The organism is Flavobacterium sp. (genome assembly GCF_017985075.1).
Classification (GTDB): domain Bacteria; phylum Bacteroidota; class Bacteroidia; order Flavobacteriales; family Flavobacteriaceae; genus Flavobacterium.
Genome location: NZ_JAGNYF010000021.1, coordinates 1 through 17,314 on the forward strand (window position 1 = coordinate 1; position 17,314 = coordinate 17,314).

General features: G+C 30.7%; 17 protein-coding genes and 1 pseudogene. All 18 read left to right on the top strand.

What is annotated here, in order from left to right:
- Positions 1–1,250, top strand: a pseudogene (locus KA468_RS05865) (hypothetical protein); the annotation flags it as partial.
- Between the two features lie 96 nt (positions 1,251–1,346).
- Entirely contained in the window at positions 1,347–1,568 is a 222-nt protein-coding gene (locus KA468_RS05870; RefSeq protein ID WP_291242006.1) for an AtpZ/AtpI family protein, read from the top strand.
- A complete protein-coding gene (locus KA468_RS05875) occupies positions 1,558–1,947 on the top strand; it encodes a hypothetical protein (protein ID WP_291242007.1) in 390 nt (129 codons plus the stop codon). Before KA468_RS05870 ends, KA468_RS05875 begins: the two co-directional genes overlap by 11 nt.
- A 116-nt stretch (positions 1,948–2,063) precedes the next feature.
- On the top strand, positions 2,064–3,227 hold the full coding sequence (gene atpB / locus KA468_RS05880; protein ID WP_291242008.1) for a F0F1 ATP synthase subunit A: 1,164 nt from the start codon (positions 2,064–2,066) through the stop codon (positions 3,225–3,227).
- 33 nt (positions 3,228–3,260) lie between these two features.
- The gene (atpE, locus tag KA468_RS05885; RefSeq protein ID WP_291242009.1) at positions 3,261–3,458 is read left to right on the top strand and encodes an ATP synthase F0 subunit C; all 198 of its coding nucleotides are present in this window, start codon (positions 3,261–3,263) and stop codon (positions 3,456–3,458) included.
- A gap of 76 nt (positions 3,459–3,534) precedes the next feature.
- Positions 3,535–4,035: a F0F1 ATP synthase subunit B gene (locus tag KA468_RS05890; RefSeq protein WP_291242010.1), complete on the top strand. Its 501-nt coding sequence runs from the start codon at positions 3,535–3,537 to the stop codon at positions 4,033–4,035.
- A gap of 9 nt (positions 4,036–4,044) precedes the next feature.
- Complete coding sequence (gene atpH, locus KA468_RS05895; protein ID WP_291242011.1) at positions 4,045–4,572, top strand: ATP synthase F1 subunit delta; 528 nt, start codon at positions 4,045–4,047, stop codon at positions 4,570–4,572.
- A 25-nt stretch (positions 4,573–4,597) separates the two neighbouring features.
- Entirely contained in the window at positions 4,598–6,172 is a 1,575-nt protein-coding gene (gene atpA / locus KA468_RS05900; protein WP_291242012.1) for a F0F1 ATP synthase subunit alpha, read from the top strand.
- An 86-nt stretch (positions 6,173–6,258) separates the two neighbouring features.
- Positions 6,259–7,116 carry an ATP synthase F1 subunit gamma gene (gene atpG, locus KA468_RS05905; RefSeq protein ID WP_291242013.1) on the top strand — a complete coding sequence of 286 codons (858 nt, stop codon included), beginning with the start codon at positions 6,259–6,261 and terminating at the stop codon, positions 7,114–7,116.
- A gap of 188 nt (positions 7,117–7,304) precedes the next feature.
- Complete coding sequence (locus KA468_RS05910; RefSeq protein WP_291242014.1) at positions 7,305–8,555, top strand: hypothetical protein; 1,251 nt, start codon at positions 7,305–7,307, stop codon at positions 8,553–8,555.
- 140 nt (positions 8,556–8,695) lie between these two features.
- Positions 8,696–11,041, top strand: a complete 2,346-nt coding sequence (locus KA468_RS05915; RefSeq protein ID WP_291242015.1) for a S9 family peptidase — start codon at positions 8,696–8,698, stop codon at positions 11,039–11,041.
- The gene (locus KA468_RS05920; protein ID WP_291242016.1) at positions 11,041–11,463 is read left to right on the top strand and encodes an N-acetyltransferase; all 423 of its coding nucleotides are present in this window, start codon (positions 11,041–11,043) and stop codon (positions 11,461–11,463) included. The genes KA468_RS05915 and KA468_RS05920 overlap by 1 nt, the downstream gene beginning before the upstream one ends.
- Positions 11,464–11,469: 6 nt before the next feature.
- Positions 11,470–11,913, top strand: coding sequence for a hypothetical protein (locus tag KA468_RS05925; protein ID WP_291242017.1), 444 nt, complete (start codon positions 11,470–11,472; stop codon positions 11,911–11,913).
- A gap of 28 nt (positions 11,914–11,941) precedes the next feature.
- Entirely contained in the window at positions 11,942–13,444 is a 1,503-nt protein-coding gene (locus tag KA468_RS05930; protein ID WP_291242018.1) for an oligosaccharide flippase family protein, read from the top strand.
- A gap of 83 nt (positions 13,445–13,527) precedes the next feature.
- On the top strand, positions 13,528–13,962 hold the full coding sequence (gene dut, locus KA468_RS05935; RefSeq protein WP_291242019.1) for a dUTP diphosphatase: 435 nt from the start codon (positions 13,528–13,530) through the stop codon (positions 13,960–13,962).
- A gap of 120 nt (positions 13,963–14,082) precedes the next feature.
- Positions 14,083–15,093: a sugar phosphate nucleotidyltransferase gene (locus KA468_RS05940; protein WP_291242020.1), complete on the top strand. Its 1,011-nt coding sequence runs from the start codon at positions 14,083–14,085 to the stop codon at positions 15,091–15,093.
- 109 nt (positions 15,094–15,202) lie between these two features.
- Positions 15,203–16,516: a tetratricopeptide repeat protein gene (locus KA468_RS05945; RefSeq protein ID WP_291242021.1), complete on the top strand. Its 1,314-nt coding sequence runs from the start codon at positions 15,203–15,205 to the stop codon at positions 16,514–16,516.
- A gap of 1 nt (position 16,517) precedes the next feature.
- Positions 16,518–17,297 carry a DUF4292 domain-containing protein gene (locus KA468_RS05950; protein WP_291242022.1) on the top strand — a complete coding sequence of 260 codons (780 nt, stop codon included), beginning with the start codon at positions 16,518–16,520 and terminating at the stop codon, positions 17,295–17,297.
- Positions 17,298–17,314 lie beyond the last annotated feature (17 nt).

Here is a 17,314-nt window from a genome sequence, read left to right on the forward strand (position 1 = left end):
ATAACCTAAACCCAAAAGATAAAAATTCAGCCGGCGGAATTTCGATGGCTAAAAATCCCGTTTTAGAACAATCTTTAACAAAACAACCTGTAAGTTCATCGGGTATGCAAAGCAATTTTTATTTTTACAATGCCGTAACGGTTGCGCAAGGTAAAATTAATTTCAAGAAAAAATGGGGCGATATTAAATATGGAGACAATTGGAAAACGATAGCCGTATCAAATCAAAACCAAACGGAAAACGCTTCTGAAGAGGAAACAGAAGAAGAAACAGTTGATAAAATAGATGAAGTAGGTGCTGAACCAAAATATAAAACGGCCTTTTACATTGATAAGTTGCCTAAAGATTCGAAAATACTTGATAGTTTGAATGTTGAAGCAAATTACGCCCGTTTTCAATTGGGTTCTATTTTTAAAGAAAAACTTAAAGAAAATAAGTTGGCCATAACTTCTTTTGAAGATATTTTAGTAAATACACCAGAAAATAAATTGATTTTACCAACCTATTATAATTTATACCAATTATATAGTGCTGAAAAAAATGAAAAAGCACTGGTTTTTAAACAAAAAATCGTTTCAGAATATCCAGATAGTCGATATGCTTCAGCTTTTAATAACACCACAATAAATGCGGATATTACAGCGGATTCCGAATTTAATATGTTGTATACGAAAGTAGAAAAAGGCTTATTTAGAGAAGCAAATTTAGAAATAGATGCTTTGTTAAAAAAATACGACGGTGATGAATTAAATGCTAAATTCGATGTTTTGAAAGCAAAAATTTCGGCAAGATTATTCGGACTTTCAGCATATAAAGAGGCATTACAAAAAATTGTAGAAAACTATCCAAAAGCCGCTGAAACCAAAAAAATAGAGTCAATTTTAAATTCAGATATTCCGGCTCTTGAATCATTAAAGTTTGGAGAAAAACCGAAAACATATAATTTGGTTTTTATCACCAATTATCCAAACGAAGTTTCGCATAAAAATTTAATTGAAAAGCTAAATAAATATGCCAAAGAATCTGGTGATAGCAAAGTTAAAGTATCAAATGACATTTATAATGTAGATAAAAATATGATAGTTTTACACGGAATAATTAATAAAACAACTGCAGAATCCGTGGCTAATTATCTAAAAGAACATAAGGATTTCAAACTAAAAGATACGCCAATTATTATCTCGAATGAAGATTATAAAGTAGTTCAGGTAAGAAAAAATATTGAAGAATATTTAGCTAAAATTAAATAACTAAAAAATTAGATAACGATTTATTAGTAAAAACGTATCGAATTTAGATCATCTACCATTTTTAGAAATAGGGTTTATACTGACCAAACAAAAATAATGCAAAACAACAAAAACAAACCTTTGAATAAATGGATTCAATTAATAAGCATTCCAGCACAAATGGGAATGGTTATTTTTTTGTTTGCTTATTTAGGTCAATATTTAGATGAAAAATACCAATCAGAAAATTATGTGAAGATTTTTACAGTTGTAGGTGTTTTTTTAGCGATGTATAATGTAATTCGTCAAGTCAACCAACTCAACAATAATGAAAAATAACATCTTGTTTTTTAAACAAATTTTCTTTTTTACACTTTCGTTATTTGCCATCAATCGTTTGGTTTTTTTGTTGCCTGCATTAAAACAAGCTCAAGAAAAATTTCATTTTCCAATAGCCATTTTGTTTTTATTATTTTTTGTACTTTCAAGCCTGATTTTATTTTTGGTAAAAAAAGTGTCCGAAAAAAGTTTTGACAACACGGGAATGGTTTTTATGATTGCAACTTTCGTAAAAACTGGAATAGTATATTTCATCATCAAACCAATTTTAAATTTACCAAATCATCAAATTGAAAAAACAAATTGCTTAATTGTTTTTATGTGTTTTTTAGCAATTGAAACGATTATAACAATAGGTATTTTGAATAAAAAACAATAAACCAATTTAATTTTGAATAATTTGGTAAAAAAAGTAATTTTCTATTATTATAATTTAAAGAAAAAATATACCTTTGCAAAAATTTTAAGGACAATATTTTTTAGAATATATATTTTATGTTGATTTCAAGAAAAACAATTCAATTATTTATAGCCACAATTTTTGCGGTTTTGCCAGTAGTTACTTTTGCAAATGCAGATACAAGTCATGTTGCAAAACCAGCTCATTCTGAAGTTGTAAATCATGAAAATACCGCAACGAAAGAAGTTGTTTCTGAAGAAACAAAAGCACAAGAAGAAAGAGCGGAATTCATTCAACATCACTTATTAGATTCTCACGATTTTCATTTATTTTCTTACGGAAAAGAAACGGGTCACGAAACACATATTGGTTTCCCTTTACCAGTAATTTTATGGGAAGACGGATTACATTTCTTTATGTCGTCTGAATTTCACCACGGTGAAGCAGTTGCTAAATCAAACGGAAAATATTTCAAAATAAATCATCACGATGGAATGATTTATAACACAGACGAAAATGGAACTTTTAATGTTGATGAAAAGCATCACACTACAAATACAAAACCTATTGATTTTTCTATCACAAAGAGCATTGTAATGATTTTAATCGTTGCTTTATTAATGTTTATGATATTTAGAAATTTAGGTAAATCATATAGCAAAAATGGTGGTATTGCTACTGGAGTGGGAAGATTTTTCGAGCCTTTAGTACTTTACATCAGAGATGAAATCGCAATTCCTAATATTGGAGAGAAACATTATAAAAAATATATGAGTCATTTATTGACCGTGTTTTTCTTTATTTGGTTTTTAAATATGTTTGGTTTAACGCCACTTGGAGTTAACGTAACAGGAAATATTGCAATTACCGCTTCGTTAGCAATCATTACATATTTAATTACAACGTTTACTGCTAACGGAAATTATTGGGGTCACATTTTCTGGATGCCAGGTGTGCCAGTTCCAATGAAAATTATTTTAGCGCCAATTGAATTTTTAGGAACTATTATTAAACCATTTTCATTAATGATTCGTTTGTATGCGAATATGTTAGCTGGTCACGTGGTTTTAATGAGTATCATTGCTTTAATGTATACGTTTAGTAGTCCAATCGGAAGTCCGTTATCATTTGTGTTGGCTTTCGTATTATCAATATTAGAAATTTTAGTAGCTTTATTACAAGCTTATATTTTTACTATGTTAACGGCACTATATTTTGGAGCCGCAAAAGAAGAGCATCATCACGATGAGGCTCATTAATAAATTGAATGTTTAATTAAATATATATACATTATGGAAGGAACTCTTAACCTTGTAGGAGCTGGATTAATCGTTATCGGTGCTGGTTTAGGTATCGGTAGAATTGGTGGATCAGCAATGGATGCTATTGCTCGTCAACCAGAAGCGTCTGGAAAAATTCAAACAGCTATGCTTATTGCAGCAGCGTTAATTGAAGGAATTGGTTTTGCAGCGTTATTCGCAGTAAAATAATTAAAACAAACAATTGTTGTAACGGTTGGTTGCAACAATTGTTTACATTGAAAATCAAAATTAAACAATATATATAATGGAAGAATTATTAGGTCAATTTTCATTTGGTTTATTTATCTTGCAAACGGTTTTATTCGTAGGGTTAATCCTTTTACTTAAAAAGTTTGCTTGGAAACCTATCTTAGATGCAGTAAACGAACGCGAAGAAGGTATTAAAGAAGCAATTCTTTCTGCAGAAAACGCAAAAAAAGAAATGATGGCTTTAAAATCTGATAACCAAAAATTATTAGATGAAGCTCGTGCTGAAAGAGATACAATGATTAAAGAAGCAACTGCTATCAAAGAAAAAATGATTGCTGATGCTAAATCTGAGGCGCAAACTCAAGGTGCGAAGATGATTGAACAAGCGAAAGCTACAATCGAAAGCGAAAAAAATAATGCAGTTGCTGAAATTAAAAATCAAGTGTCTTCATTGTCTTTAGAAATCGCTGAAAAATTATTAAAAGAAGAATTATCTAACAAAGAATCTCAAACTAAATTAGTTGAGAAAATGTTAGCTGATGTTAAATTAAACTAATCTAAAGTTATGTCAAGAGCTGCGATTAGATACGCAAAAGCAATTATAGATATCGCTACAGAAAGCAACAATGCTGCTGCTGTAAATAACGATATGAAAACTATTGGCGCTGCCATTAAAGAAAACGGAGAATTACACGAATTTTTATCAAATCCTATAGTAAACGGAACGATAAAAATGAATGCATTAACAGAAATTTTTCCAACTTTACAAGCAGAAACGAAAGGTTTGTTTCAATTGTTATTAGCGAATAAAAGATTTGAAATTTTGTCTGCTATTGCAACACAATTCAATACATTATTTGATATTGCAAGCGGTATTGAACAAGCAGTTGTTACTACAGCTGTTCCGTTAACTGCCGAATTAGAAGTGTTGGTTACCAATAAATTGAAAGAATTTTCTTCAAACACTATCTCTATTACAAATGTAGTAGATGCTTCCATTATTGGAGGTTTTGTTTTAAGAATTGGCGACAAACAATACAATGCTTCTGTAGCAAACAAATTACAACAATTAAAAAGAGAATTTACATATTAAATAAATACCATTAAATATATATAAAATGGCAGAAATTAAACCAGCTGAAATTTCAGCAATATTAAAGAAACAATTATCAGATTTTCAATCTGGCGCTACGTTAGAAGAAGTAGGTACTGTACTACAAGTTGGTGATGGTATTGCTCGTGTATATGGTTTATCAAATGCGCAGTACGGTGAGTTAGTACAATTCGATAACGGATTAGAAGCTATCGTATTGAACTTAGAAGAAGACAACGTTGGTGTGGTTTTATTAGGACCATCTACAGGAATCAAAGAAGGTTCTAACGTAAAAAGAACGAACAGAATTGCGTCTTTAAAAGTTGGTGAACAAATGGTTGGCCGTGTGGTTGATACATTAGGTAACCCAATTGATGGTAAAGGACCAATCGGTGGCGATTTATACGAAATGCCTTTAGAGCGTAAAGCACCTGGAGTTATTTTCCGTCAACCAGTAACTGAACCATTACAAACTGGTATCAAAGCTATCGATGCAATGATTCCTGTTGGACGTGGACAACGTGAATTAGTGATTGGTGACCGTCAAACTGGTAAATCATCAGTTTGTTTAGATACCATCTTAAATCAAAAAGAATTTTACGATGCTGGTCAACCAGTATTCTGTATATATGTTGCAATCGGACAAAAAGCGTCTACAGTTGCATCAATCGCAAAAACATTAGAAGAAAAAGGCGCAATGGCTTATACAGTTATTGTTGCTGCAAATGCTTCTGACCCAGCGCCAATGCAAGTATATGCTCCTATGGCAGGTGCTGCAATTGGTGAGTACTTCCGTGATTCAGGTCGTCCTGCTTTAATTATCTATGATGATTTATCTAAGCAAGCCGTTGCATACCGTGAAGTATCTTTATTATTAAGAAGACCTCCAGGACGTGAAGCATATCCAGGAGACGTTTTCTACTTACACTCTCGTTTATTAGAAAGAGCTTGTAAAGTAATTAACGATGACGAAATTGCTAAAAATATGAATGATTTACCAGATTCTTTAAAAGGAATTGTAAAAGGTGGTGGTTCATTAACAGCGTTACCAATTATCGAAACACAAGCGGGTGACGTTTCTGCATATATCCCAACAAACGTAATTTCGATTACGGATGGACAAATTTTCTTAGATGGAGATTTATTCAACTCTGGGGTTCGTCCTGCAATTAACGTAGGTATTTCTGTATCTCGTGTTGGAGGTAATGCGCAAATTAAATCAATGAAAAAAGTATCTGGTACTTTAAAATTAGACCAAGCACAATTCCGTGAATTAGAAGCTTTCGCGAAATTTGGATCTGACTTAGATGCGGTTACTTTAAATGTAATTGAAAAAGGTAAACGTAACGTGGAAATCTTAAAACAAGGTTTAAATGATCCGTTTGCTGTTGAAAATCAAGTAGCAATTATTTATGCCGGAACGAAAAACTTATTAAGAAATGTTCCTGTAAATAAAGTAAAAGAATTTGAAAAAGATTATTTACAATTCTTAAGCTTAAAACATAAAGACGTTTTAGATGCATTAAAAGCTGGTAAATTTGATGATAATATCACAAATGTACTTGAAGCTGCTGCAAAAGAAATTTCTGCAAAATACTAATTAATTAGGTAAAAGGTAAAAGGTCTTGGGTATTAGGTAAAACCGATACCCAACACCATAAACCCAACTCCCAATACCCAATAAAAATGGCAAACTTAAAAGAAATACGTAATAGAATTGTATCTGTATCGTCAACGATGCAAATCACTTCTGCTATGAAAATGGTTTCGGCGGCTAAATTAAAAAAAGCGCAAGATGCTATTACTGCAATGCGTCCTTATTCTGAAAAATTAACCGAGTTAATTCAAAGTTTAAGTGCTTCTTTAGAAGGTGATGTTGCTGCTAATTATACGACTCAAAGAGAAGTAAAAAAAGTTTTAGTAGTGGCTATAACTTCAAATAGAGGTTTGTGTGGCGCATTAAATTCAAATGTATTAAAACAAGTTAAAATTTTAACTGAAAAATACGGTCACGATAATGTTGGTATTTTTGCCATTGGTAAAAAAGCAAATGATGGTTTACATAAAACAAACTATGTAATTGCTAATAGAAGTGACATTTTTGACGATTTAACTTTTGATAACACAGCTGAAATTGCTCAATCATTAACGCATTTATTTTTAGATGGTGAATACGATAAAGTAGAATTGGTTTACAATCAGTTTGTAAATGCGGCAACTCAAGTTGTAGTAAACGAACAATTTTTACCATTAGCACCAATTAAAGGCGCTGCTGCTATTTCATCTGACTATATTTTTGAGCCTTCGAAAGAAGAAATTGTATTAGAATTAATACCAAAATCGTTAAAAACTCAATTATACAAAGCGGTTAGAGATTCATTTGCTGCAGAGCACGGTGCACGTATGACGGCAATGCACAAAGCAACAGATAACGCAACTGATTTAAGAAATCAATTGAAATTAACATATAACAAAGCACGTCAAGCTGCAATTACTGGAGAAATCTTAGAAATTGTTGGTGGTGCGGAAGCATTAAATAATTAATTTTATTTACTGTTTTATAACTTCTTAAAGTCCCAATTTATTGGGACTTTTTTTATTTGTACCAATTGCTAAATTATGTTGGCATAAATTTTAAATCCTTTTAATCAGTTTAATCCGTGGCAAAAAATATATATATTTGTATAAACCGATTTGTTGTACGATAGTTAATTTAAAATATACTAAATAAGATGAAAATTAAAATATTTGTATTGTTGATTGTATTTATTCAATCAGCATTTTCTCAATCAAAGAATGAATATTTAAAGAACAATCGTTTTGATTTATTGACATCAAATTTTGAATTTCCTCAAAAGAATTTTAAAATAATTGGATTTGGTGCGTATCACGGAAGTCTGGAAACAGAAAATGCCGAAAATATTTTACTTCAAAAACTAATTCAAAATAAAAATATAAAATATTATTTACCAGAAACTGATTTTGGAATTGCGTATTTTTTTAACCAATATTTAAAATCAGGCGACACAATTTTATTAAAAGACTTGGTGAAGCATTATGGAAATAGAGTGCCACAAGAAAAATCTATAGAAACTTATAATAAATGGAAAAAAATTAAAGAAATCAATGATAATCAATTAGCAAAAGACAAAATTGAAGTTCTCGGAGTTGACATTATTGTAACTTATAAGTATACTTCAAGACTTTTGATTGAATTATTCCAAATAGAAAAAGGAAAATATAAGTCATACGACAATTTAGTGGAAATGGTGAAAATTGATACGACAGATTTTTCGCCAAATTATGACAGTTATTCTAAAAATATTTTAAAAGACTTTATATTTGATTATGAAAATGATAAAACATATTTTCAATCAATATCAAATAATAAAAATATTACGGACAACTTAATTGAAAATATAAATCTAACATTTAAAAAAAGAGACAGAGAAAAAACAATTTATGATAATTATTTATTTTTAAATAGTTTGTATGATTTTAAATCTAATCCTCAATTTGTAAGAATGGGATTTTTTCATATTGAAAAAGACAGAGAAAATAATTATCCATCATTTTTCACAAGATTAATAGAAAATAACATTTATAATAAAGAAGAAATTATTTCAATTGCAGGATTTTTAACTAAAAGCAGAGTACTCTGGGATTTCAAATACGACGAAAAAAAGAATTATATTGGCTACACAACTGAAGGTGGTTTTGGCATTGGAGATTATTGGAAAGAATATTTTAAAGGTATAAATAAACTTAAAAATAACAGATTATCAAATTTAACGCTTTATCGTTTGAATAATGAAAATTCACCATATAAAAAAAATCAAACGGATTTGATGGAAATTAAATTGTTTCTTAAAAAATCAAATAAAAATGATTTAAAAGGTAAAACAACAACGGATTATTTTGATTATGCCATATTAATAAGTAATTCACAAGCAAATAAACCAATAGAAGAATTAGGTAAATAAGTTACCAATTGCATAATAGTGGTTTTAAGAAATTTGGGTTTTAAGACTTAATTTAAAGTTTGTTTTGTACTTTTGGTTTTCGGTCTTTAATTGAAAGTTACGAGCTTAAAATCCTTAACTTCTTAAATCCTTAAAACGTTATGAAAATCATTTTTACAGCCCTATTTTTTATTTTCAGTTCTCTTGTATTTTCACAAAATCTTCAATTAGAAGAGATAATGAAAGGTAACGAATTTATTGGTCATCAACCTTCTAATCAACGCTGGTCTGTAGACGGGAAAACCATTTATTTTGAGTGGAATCCGAATAATGACTTAGGCGATACAACCTATTATTGGCAATCTGGTTTCACAGCACCAAAGTTACTTTCAAATGAAGGGTTCCGTTTTTCGGAAATTCAATATCAAGGGCAAGAAAAATATGATATAATGTATTATATAAATCAAGGCACCTTATTTTCATATCATAAAAAAACGAAAGAAAATAAGCTGCTTTACCAAACGACTTCAAACATCAATTCTGTTCAAAGAAGTACAAATCAAAACATCATTTATTTTCAACAAAATAAAAACATATTTCAATTGAATGTAACGAATTTTCAATTGTTACAACTTACCAATTTTAAATCTGGAACAACTTCTTCAGAAACCAATAAAACGTCTTTTCTGAATGACCAACAAAAAGAATTATTTCAGTTTGTAAACCAAGAAAGTGCAAAATCGGAATGGAATAAAAAACGCGCCGCAGAAAACAAACTTAAATTTCCTTCGGAGATTTTATATGGTACGAATGCATTAGAATCAGTAAAAATTAACCCAAGTGGAAAATTCGTTACCTATACTATTTCTGAATATCCAACTACAAAAGATACAAAAGTTGAAAACTTCATTACGAGTGATGGATATACTAAAAACAAATCGGCACGTGAAAAAGTATCTATAAATAACAATAGCAAGCATAAAATGTATGTGTATCATATCGAGAAAGATACGGTAATGCCAATTTCATTTTCAAATCTAACAGGTATAAAAACCTTTCCAAAATACTATCAAGAATACGATAATTTAAAAAATTTAGAACCTGTAGAAAAAGCAATTACGATACAAGCGCCAATATACAATGCATTGGGAAATTTAGCTGTTTTTGAAGCCAGAAGTTTAGATAATAAAGACCGTTGGATTCTTCAATTAAACCTAAATGACGCAACGGTTTCAGAATTAGAGCACCAACACGATGAAGCTTGGATTGGCGGACCTGGAATTCCAGGGTACAATTTCAGCAATGGAACGTTAGGTTTTTTAGCCGACAACAAAACCATTTATTTTCAATCTGAAGCAACTGGTTTTTCTCATTTGTACACTTTCAATTTGGAAACAAAAAAGAAAACACAACTAACACAAGGTAAATGGGAAGTTCGCGATGTAGTTTTATCAAAATTGTCTAATTCTTTTTATATTACAAGTACCGAAACCCATCCTGGAAATCGTTCTTTCTATAAATTAGATATTTCGTCTGGTAAAAAAACACCAATTTTAACCAATGATGGCGCGTATGAAATTGAAGTATCACCAGATGAAACCAAATTAGCCATTCGGTATTCAAATGGTAATACGCCTTGGGAAATTTTTATGGCGGATAATAAAGCTAATCCTACTTTAAAACAAATTACGTTTTCAACTTCGGATGCTTTCAAAAAATATAATTGGAAAAAGCCGGAAGTTATTTCTTTTAAAGCAACTGATGGAACGGATGTTTTCGCCAGAGTTTATAATCCAAAAGTAGAAAATAAAAATAAAGCGGCTGTTATATTTGTTCACGGGGCAGGATATTTACAAAATGCGCATAAGTATTGGAGCACCTATCACAGAGAATATATGTTTCATAATCTTTTATCTGATTTAGGCTACACCGTTTTAGATATCGATTACCGTGCAAGTGATGGTTATGGACGCGATTTCAGAACTGGAATTTACCGCCATATGGGTGGTTTAGATTTGTCGGATCAATTAGATGGGAAAAAATATTTAGTAGAAAAATTAGGCATTGATGCTAATAAAGTAGGAATCTACGGTGGTTCTTATGGCGGATTTATAACGCTTATGGGATTATTAACGAAACCTGGCGAATTTAAAGCAGGTGCAGCATTACGTTCGGTTACCGATTGGGCGCATTACAACCAAGGCTACACCGCTAATATTTTAAATTTTCCTGAAACAGACCCGGAAGCTTTCAAAAAAAGTTCGCCAATTTATTTTGCTGATAATTTACAAGACAAGTTGTTAATGCTTCACGGAATGGTAGATGACAACGTACAATTTCAAGACATTGTTAGAATGACACAACGTTTTATTGAACTTGGTAAAAAAGATTGGGATTTAGCCGTTTTTCCAGTAGAAGCACACGGATTTCAAAAAACCTATTCTTGGGTAGATGAATACCGAAGAATTTTGGATTTATTTAATGAAAATTTAGTAGATAAAAAGTAATGGAAATTCGTATTTTAACTCAAAAAGCCGAAATGTTAGCGCATTTGGATATTGTAAAACAATTATATCCTGATTTTACCGTTGAAAAATATGGCACGCTTTTAGATGAAATGCTTAAAGCCAACTACCAACAAGTTATTGTTACTAAAAATAATAAAACAATAGCGTTAACCGGTGTTTGGATAGCTACAAAATTATGGTCTGGGAAATACATAGAAATTGATAGTTTTGTGGTTGATGAAGATTTTAGAGGGCAAAAAATTGGTGATATTTTAATTAAAGAAGTACACAAAATTGCTGAAAAAGAAGGTGCTAATCAGATTGTTTTAGATGCGTTTACTACCAATTTTACCGCTGGAAAATTTTATATCAATCACGGATTTCAACCAAAAGGATTCCATTTTGTAAAAATATTGAATTAAAAAAAAATGAAAATAATTGGACTTCTCGCAATAGCGTTTTTGAATTTAGTTTCTTGTTCTTCTAATAAAGCACAACAAGAAACCAAACAATATATTGAAAAAATTACATATCAAAATTGGGTTGGTGGCGTAAAAGGTGCTGGAGGCGGAACTATTTTAAACATTACATTAAAAAAACCAGTACCAAAAAACACAGAAATTATAAAAATTAAATTTCAAAATAGAGAAGGAAATATCACAAAATTAAATGATTTATCCTATCAAGCGTCAATTAAAACATTTGATAATGAGTCTGAAACGATTCCAACACCTACAATAAAAACAAATTTAAAACCCAATCAAGCAAAGGTTTTCTTAAAAATTAATAGTAAGGAAAGCACCATTATCATTGAAGATGTAAAAGAATTACCAATGTTAGCCTATCCTTCTGCAAAACCAATAAATAATTAACTATTTTTGTTCTTTAAAATAAAATAAATTGAGCTCAAAAAGAAGCCTTTTAAAACAAACCCTAATTTACGGCATTGCAACGGTATTACCCCGTGTGATGAGTTTTTTATTGGTGGGTTTGCATACTTCTTATATGCCGAAACCAGAGATGTATGGTGAAATAACAATTTTGTTTGCCTATATGATTTTTTTCAATGTTATTTTATCTTACGGAATGGAAACGGCTTTTTTTAGATTTTATCATAAAGAAGACACAAGCACCAGCGAAATTTCTAAACAACATAAAAAAGAAGTCGTTAGTACAGCAACGGTTTCTATCTTTTGGAGCACCATTTTGTTTTTGTGTATTGCCCTTTTATTTCAGAAAACACTTGCTGGTTTTTTAAATATAGATAAAGAATACATAAACTACGCCATTTGGATTTTAGCTTTCGATACACTTGTAATTATTCCGTTTTCTAAGCTTCGCGCAGATCAGAGACCTATTAGATATTCGTTATTAAAAATTTCTAATGTTGTAATCTATCTGCTTTTAAACGTATTTTTGTTAGCTATTTTACCCAAATTAGCACAAGCCAATCCACAAGGTTTTTGGAATACTTTTTATGTAGAAGACTATCAAATTGGGTATGTTTTCTTGTCACAATTAATGGCGAGTTTGTTTACTTTTGTATTGTTTATGCCGCATTATTTTAAACCCAATTGGTTTTTCAATACCGATTTATGGAAAAAAATGCTTCATTATGGTTGGCCAATTCTTTTTGCAGGTTTGGCTTTTGGAATCAACGAACATTTAGATAAAATTTTATTGTCAGAATGGTTAGATCCTACAAATGCAAAAGCTGCAGTTGGAGCGTATTCGGCTTGTTATAAAATTGGTTTATTTATGGTTTTGTTTCGTACCGCATATACTTTGGGTATCGAACCGTTTTTCTTCAGTCAAGCAGGAAATGCCAATGCGCCTCAAACGTATGCAACCATTACAAAGTATTTTGTCATCTTAGGGTCGTTAATTTTATTAGTTGTAGTTGTTTTTGCAGATGTAATAAAATTCTTTTTAGTACGACAAGAAGAATATTGGGAGGCAATGACAATAGTGCCTTTAATCATAATTGCGAATTTTTTTTTAGGGATTTATACGAGTTTGTCGGTATGGTATAAGCTAATTGATAAAACAATAATTGGAGCCTACATTTCAGCTATTGGTGCCATTATTACGTTAAGTATGAATTATATTTTAATTGTAAAATTCAATATGAGTTATGTAGGTTCAGCGATTGCAACAATTTGTGCTTACGGAAGTATGATGGTGATTTCGTATTATTTAGGAAAAGAAAAATACCCAATTCCATTCGAAATGAAAAAGATCTTAACCTATCTTTTTGCTTCCATAACTTTGGCTTGTATATCATTTTATGTTCAAGAATTAAGAGAAACGTTTGTTTTTGGAATACTTGCAATCATTGGCTTTAGTTATTATATTTACAAAAATGAAAAAGAAGTAATTTTAAAAATAATAAAACGAAAATAAACAGACTTTACGGTCTTAAAATAAATAAAACCTTGCGAACTTTGTGAAATAATTTTACGACTTCGCGGTAAAAAAACAAAACAATGCAAATAAAAATTATAAATAAATCGCAGCATCCATTACCTAACTATGAAACGAATGCTTCTGCTGGAATGGATTTACGAGCTAATTTAACCGAATCAATAATCTTAAAACCTTTAGAAAGAACGTTAGTAAAAACGGGGCTTTTTATTGAATTACCAATTGGTTATGAAGCGCAAGTTCGACCAAGAAGTGGTTTGGCTTTTAAAAAAGGGATTACTGTTTTGAATTCACCTGGAACAGTCGATGCCGATTATCGTGGTGAAATTGGTGTGATTTTAGTAAATTTATCCAATGAAGATTTTGTAATTGAAAACGGAGAACGCATCGCGCAACTAATCATCGCCAAACACGAACGCGCCGAATGGCAAGAAACAATAGAATTAACCAAAACGTCTCGCGGAGAAGGCGGATTTGGTAGTACGGGAGTGAAATAGCCCCCTAACCCCCAAAGGGGGAATTGACAAGATGGAGTAAAATAATAATTGAAAGTTGAATTAATAAAATCCTATTTACCCCTAATAGGAGTTCCCCCTTTGGGGGTTAGGGGGCTTAATATGAAAATAATAGTACCAATGGCTGGTCGTGGTTCACGTCTTCGCCCACACACATTAACCATTCCTAAACCATTAATTCCAATTGCTGGAAAACCAATTGTACATCGATTAGTAGAAGATATTGCTAAAGTAATTAATCAACCAATTGATGAAGTAGCATTTATTATTCACGAAAGTTTCGGAACAACAGTAGAAAAAGATTTACTTGCGATTGCTACAAAAATTGGAGCAAAAGGAACCATTTATTACCAAAATGAAGCGTTAGGAACGGGTCACGCTATTATGTGTGCGAAGGATTCTTTATCTGGACCTGCAGTTATAGCGTACGCAGATACGTTAATCCGTGCCGATTTTGAATTAGACGCAACTGCCGATAGCGTAATTTGGGTAAAACAAGTTGATCAACCAGAAGCATTTGGTGTAATTAACTTAAATGAAGCCAATGAAATTATTGAGTTAGTAGAAAAACCAAAAGAATTTGTATCTGATTTAGCCGTTATCGGAATTTATTATTTCAAAGATATTGCCGTTCTTAAAAACGAATTACAAGCGGTTTTAGATAACAATATTATTCACGGTGGCGAATACCAAATTAATGATGGCATCAAACAAATGATGGCAAAAGGTATGAAATTCGTACCTGGAAAAGTTGATGAATGGATGGATTGCGGAAATAAAGATGTTACAGTGGATACCAACAACAGAATGTTAGGATTTTTACATCAAGATGGCGAAGATTTAGTAGCTAATGATGTGCGTTTAGATAATTCACAAATCATTCCACCTTGTTTTATTGGCGAAGGCGTGAAACTTATTGATTCCATAATTGGACCAAATGTTTCTATCGGAAAAGGGTCACATATTCAAAATAGTAAGATTCAAAATAGTTTAATTCAAACGCATTCACATATTAAAAATGCAAAATTAGATAATGCGATGATTGGAAATCACGTAAATTATAATGGCGAGTTTACGAGCGTAAGTTTAGGTGACTATTCAACAATGGAATAATTTTTGCTAAACATCAATTGTAAAAGGTTTTTATAATCTTTTAGACAAAATAATAAATTTTGCGGAACTTTGCGCAAGTCTTTGTGTAACTCTGTGTAACAACAAAAAAATGTATAAAATAATAGCCTTTCTTTTTCTTTTTCAAATTTCTTTCGGACAGATAAATCCAGAAGAAGTAGAAACTGCGGAAAATGAATTTGAAACTAATTTTTTTGATGCTTTAAAAGAAAAAGCTATAGAAAATTACGACAAAGCTATTATAGCCTTACAAAAATGTTTGCTAAAAGAACCTGCAAATCCAGAAATTCATTATCAGTTAGGCGTAAATTATTTAGCGCAAAAAAATTATATAGAAGCAGAAAATGCGTTTCAAAAAGCGGTCGATTTAGAGCCCAAACAACGTTGGTATTGGAATGGTTTGTATGATGTACATTATCAAACCAAAGCGTATGAAAAAGCAATTGTTATAGTTGAAAAATTAGTCACTTTCGATGCGAATATGAAAGAAGATTTGGTATCGTTATATATGACAACACAACAATTTGATAAGGCAAAAACAGCAATTGACGACATCGAAAGTAAAGGCACATTGTCTAAAACAATTGAAATGTACCAATTGCAACTTCAAAATATGTCGAAAGGCAACAAGCCAAAAACAACCGATTTGGAAGTGGCCATAAAAAGCAACCCTAAAGCAGAACAAAATTATATCGATTTAATTTATGCCTATTCTGTAAACAATCAAGAAGATAAAGCATTTCAAACAGCTTTGTTGTTAGAAAAAGAGCTGCCAAATTCTGATTTAGCACACGTTAGTTTAGTTAAATTTCATATTCAAGCGAATGACATTTCAAAAGCAACAGATTCTTACAAAAGAGTTGTAAAAAGCAGTAAAATTGATTTTAAAATTAAGCAACGTGTTTTAAACGAGTACTTAATATTTGCCACAAAAAATCCGCAATTACTTGTAGAAATTGACAATAGCATTTCATATTTCGACAATAATGTGGGTATGGATGTAAATAAAGAATTAGGAAAATTTTTCTATAACAAAAATAATTTCGAATTGGCACAGAAGTACATCGAAAAATCCAATTCAAACGACATTGAAGCAATTGATTTACTTTTGAATATTTATGATTTCAATAAGCAATTTGAAAAAATGGCAAAAAAATCAGAGGTTTGCATCGATTTATTTCCAACCAAAGCCAATTTGTATTATTACGCCGCAAAAGGAAATAACAACTTGAAAAATTTTAAAAAAGCAAAAGATTTTTTAGAAATGGGAATTGATTATGTTATTGATGATCCAAATTTAGAAGCCGGATTTTGCAAGCAATTTATAATTTGCGCCGATGGATTATCGGATTTAAAAATGAAACAAACCTATCAAAAAAGATTAGATGCAATTTCTAAAAAATAACATGAAAAAACTTTTTACATTTTTAATATTAGTAGTCGTTTTAGCTTCGTGTAAAACGAAAAAAACAGTCGTAGAACAAACCGTTACTAAAGAAGCCGTGGTTGATAATAAAGCGAAAGCAATTATTGAAAAGCATTATCAAAATACGTTGAATTTTCAAACGGTTTCTATTCGTTCTGCTGCGGATTATGAAGACCAAAAACAATCTATTTCTATTGGTGCCGATATCCGAATTAAAAAAGATGAAATCATTTGGATTAATCTTAAGTTTTTCGGAATTCCAATGGCAAAAGCACTTATAACACCAACAAGAGTTAGTTATTACGAAAAGGCTAACGGAACTTTTTTTGATGGTGACTATTCTATTTTAGCTAAAATGTTAGGCACTGATTTAGATTTTCAAAAAGTGCAGAATTTGTTGTTAGGACGTCCTATCGATGATTTAACTAAAGAAGTTTTTATTGCAGAAATTGCAAATAATTTAGTACAATTAAAATCAAAAAAACAAGCTGATATTGAGAAGTTATTTCGTTTTGAAACCGCAAATTATTTATTAAAAGAGCAATTTATCAATCAAATTTCAAAAAACAGAAATGTTTTAGTGAACTATCCATCTTTTAGTAATCAAGACAATATATTTATGCCAACTGGCGTTTCTATTATTGCCAACCAACAAAATCAAGTAAAAATTAATGTGGAATATAAAAAAATTACGTTTAATGAATCATTATCGTATCCATATTCTATCCCAGATGGTTATTCTCAAATAAAAATAGATTAATTTTGTAAAAAATATCA

What these genes read in the sequence shown, in the direction of transcription:
- KA468_RS05870 (WP_291242006.1), top strand. Translation starts at nt 1,347, where the DNA reads ATGCAAAACAACAAAAACAAACCTTTGAATAAATGGATTCAATTAATA.
- KA468_RS05875 (WP_291242007.1), top strand. Translation starts at nt 1,558, where the DNA reads ATGAAAAATAACATCTTGTTTTTTAAACAAATTTTCTTTTTTACACTT.
- atpB (WP_291242008.1), top strand. Translation starts at nt 2,064, where the DNA reads ATGTTGATTTCAAGAAAAACAATTCAATTATTTATAGCCACAATTTTT.
- atpE (WP_291242009.1), top strand. Translation starts at nt 3,261, where the DNA reads ATGGAAGGAACTCTTAACCTTGTAGGAGCTGGATTAATCGTTATCGGT.
- KA468_RS05890 (WP_291242010.1), top strand. Translation starts at nt 3,535, where the DNA reads ATGGAAGAATTATTAGGTCAATTTTCATTTGGTTTATTTATCTTGCAA.
- atpH (WP_291242011.1), top strand. Translation starts at nt 4,045, where the DNA reads ATGTCAAGAGCTGCGATTAGATACGCAAAAGCAATTATAGATATCGCT.
- atpA (WP_291242012.1), top strand. Translation starts at nt 4,598, where the DNA reads ATGGCAGAAATTAAACCAGCTGAAATTTCAGCAATATTAAAGAAACAA.
- atpG (WP_291242013.1), top strand. Translation starts at nt 6,259, where the DNA reads ATGGCAAACTTAAAAGAAATACGTAATAGAATTGTATCTGTATCGTCA.
- KA468_RS05910 (WP_291242014.1), top strand. Translation starts at nt 7,305, where the DNA reads ATGAAAATTAAAATATTTGTATTGTTGATTGTATTTATTCAATCAGCA.
- KA468_RS05915 (WP_291242015.1), top strand. Translation starts at nt 8,696, where the DNA reads ATGAAAATCATTTTTACAGCCCTATTTTTTATTTTCAGTTCTCTTGTA.
- KA468_RS05920 (WP_291242016.1), top strand. Translation starts at nt 11,041, where the DNA reads ATGGAAATTCGTATTTTAACTCAAAAAGCCGAAATGTTAGCGCATTTG.
- KA468_RS05925 (WP_291242017.1), top strand. Translation starts at nt 11,470, where the DNA reads ATGAAAATAATTGGACTTCTCGCAATAGCGTTTTTGAATTTAGTTTCT.
- dut (WP_291242019.1), top strand. Translation starts at nt 13,528, where the DNA reads ATGCAAATAAAAATTATAAATAAATCGCAGCATCCATTACCTAACTAT.
- KA468_RS05940 (WP_291242020.1), top strand. Translation starts at nt 14,083, where the DNA reads ATGAAAATAATAGTACCAATGGCTGGTCGTGGTTCACGTCTTCGCCCA.
- KA468_RS05945 (WP_291242021.1), top strand. Translation starts at nt 15,203, where the DNA reads ATGTATAAAATAATAGCCTTTCTTTTTCTTTTTCAAATTTCTTTCGGA.
- KA468_RS05950 (WP_291242022.1), top strand. Translation starts at nt 16,518, where the DNA reads ATGAAAAAACTTTTTACATTTTTAATATTAGTAGTCGTTTTAGCTTCG.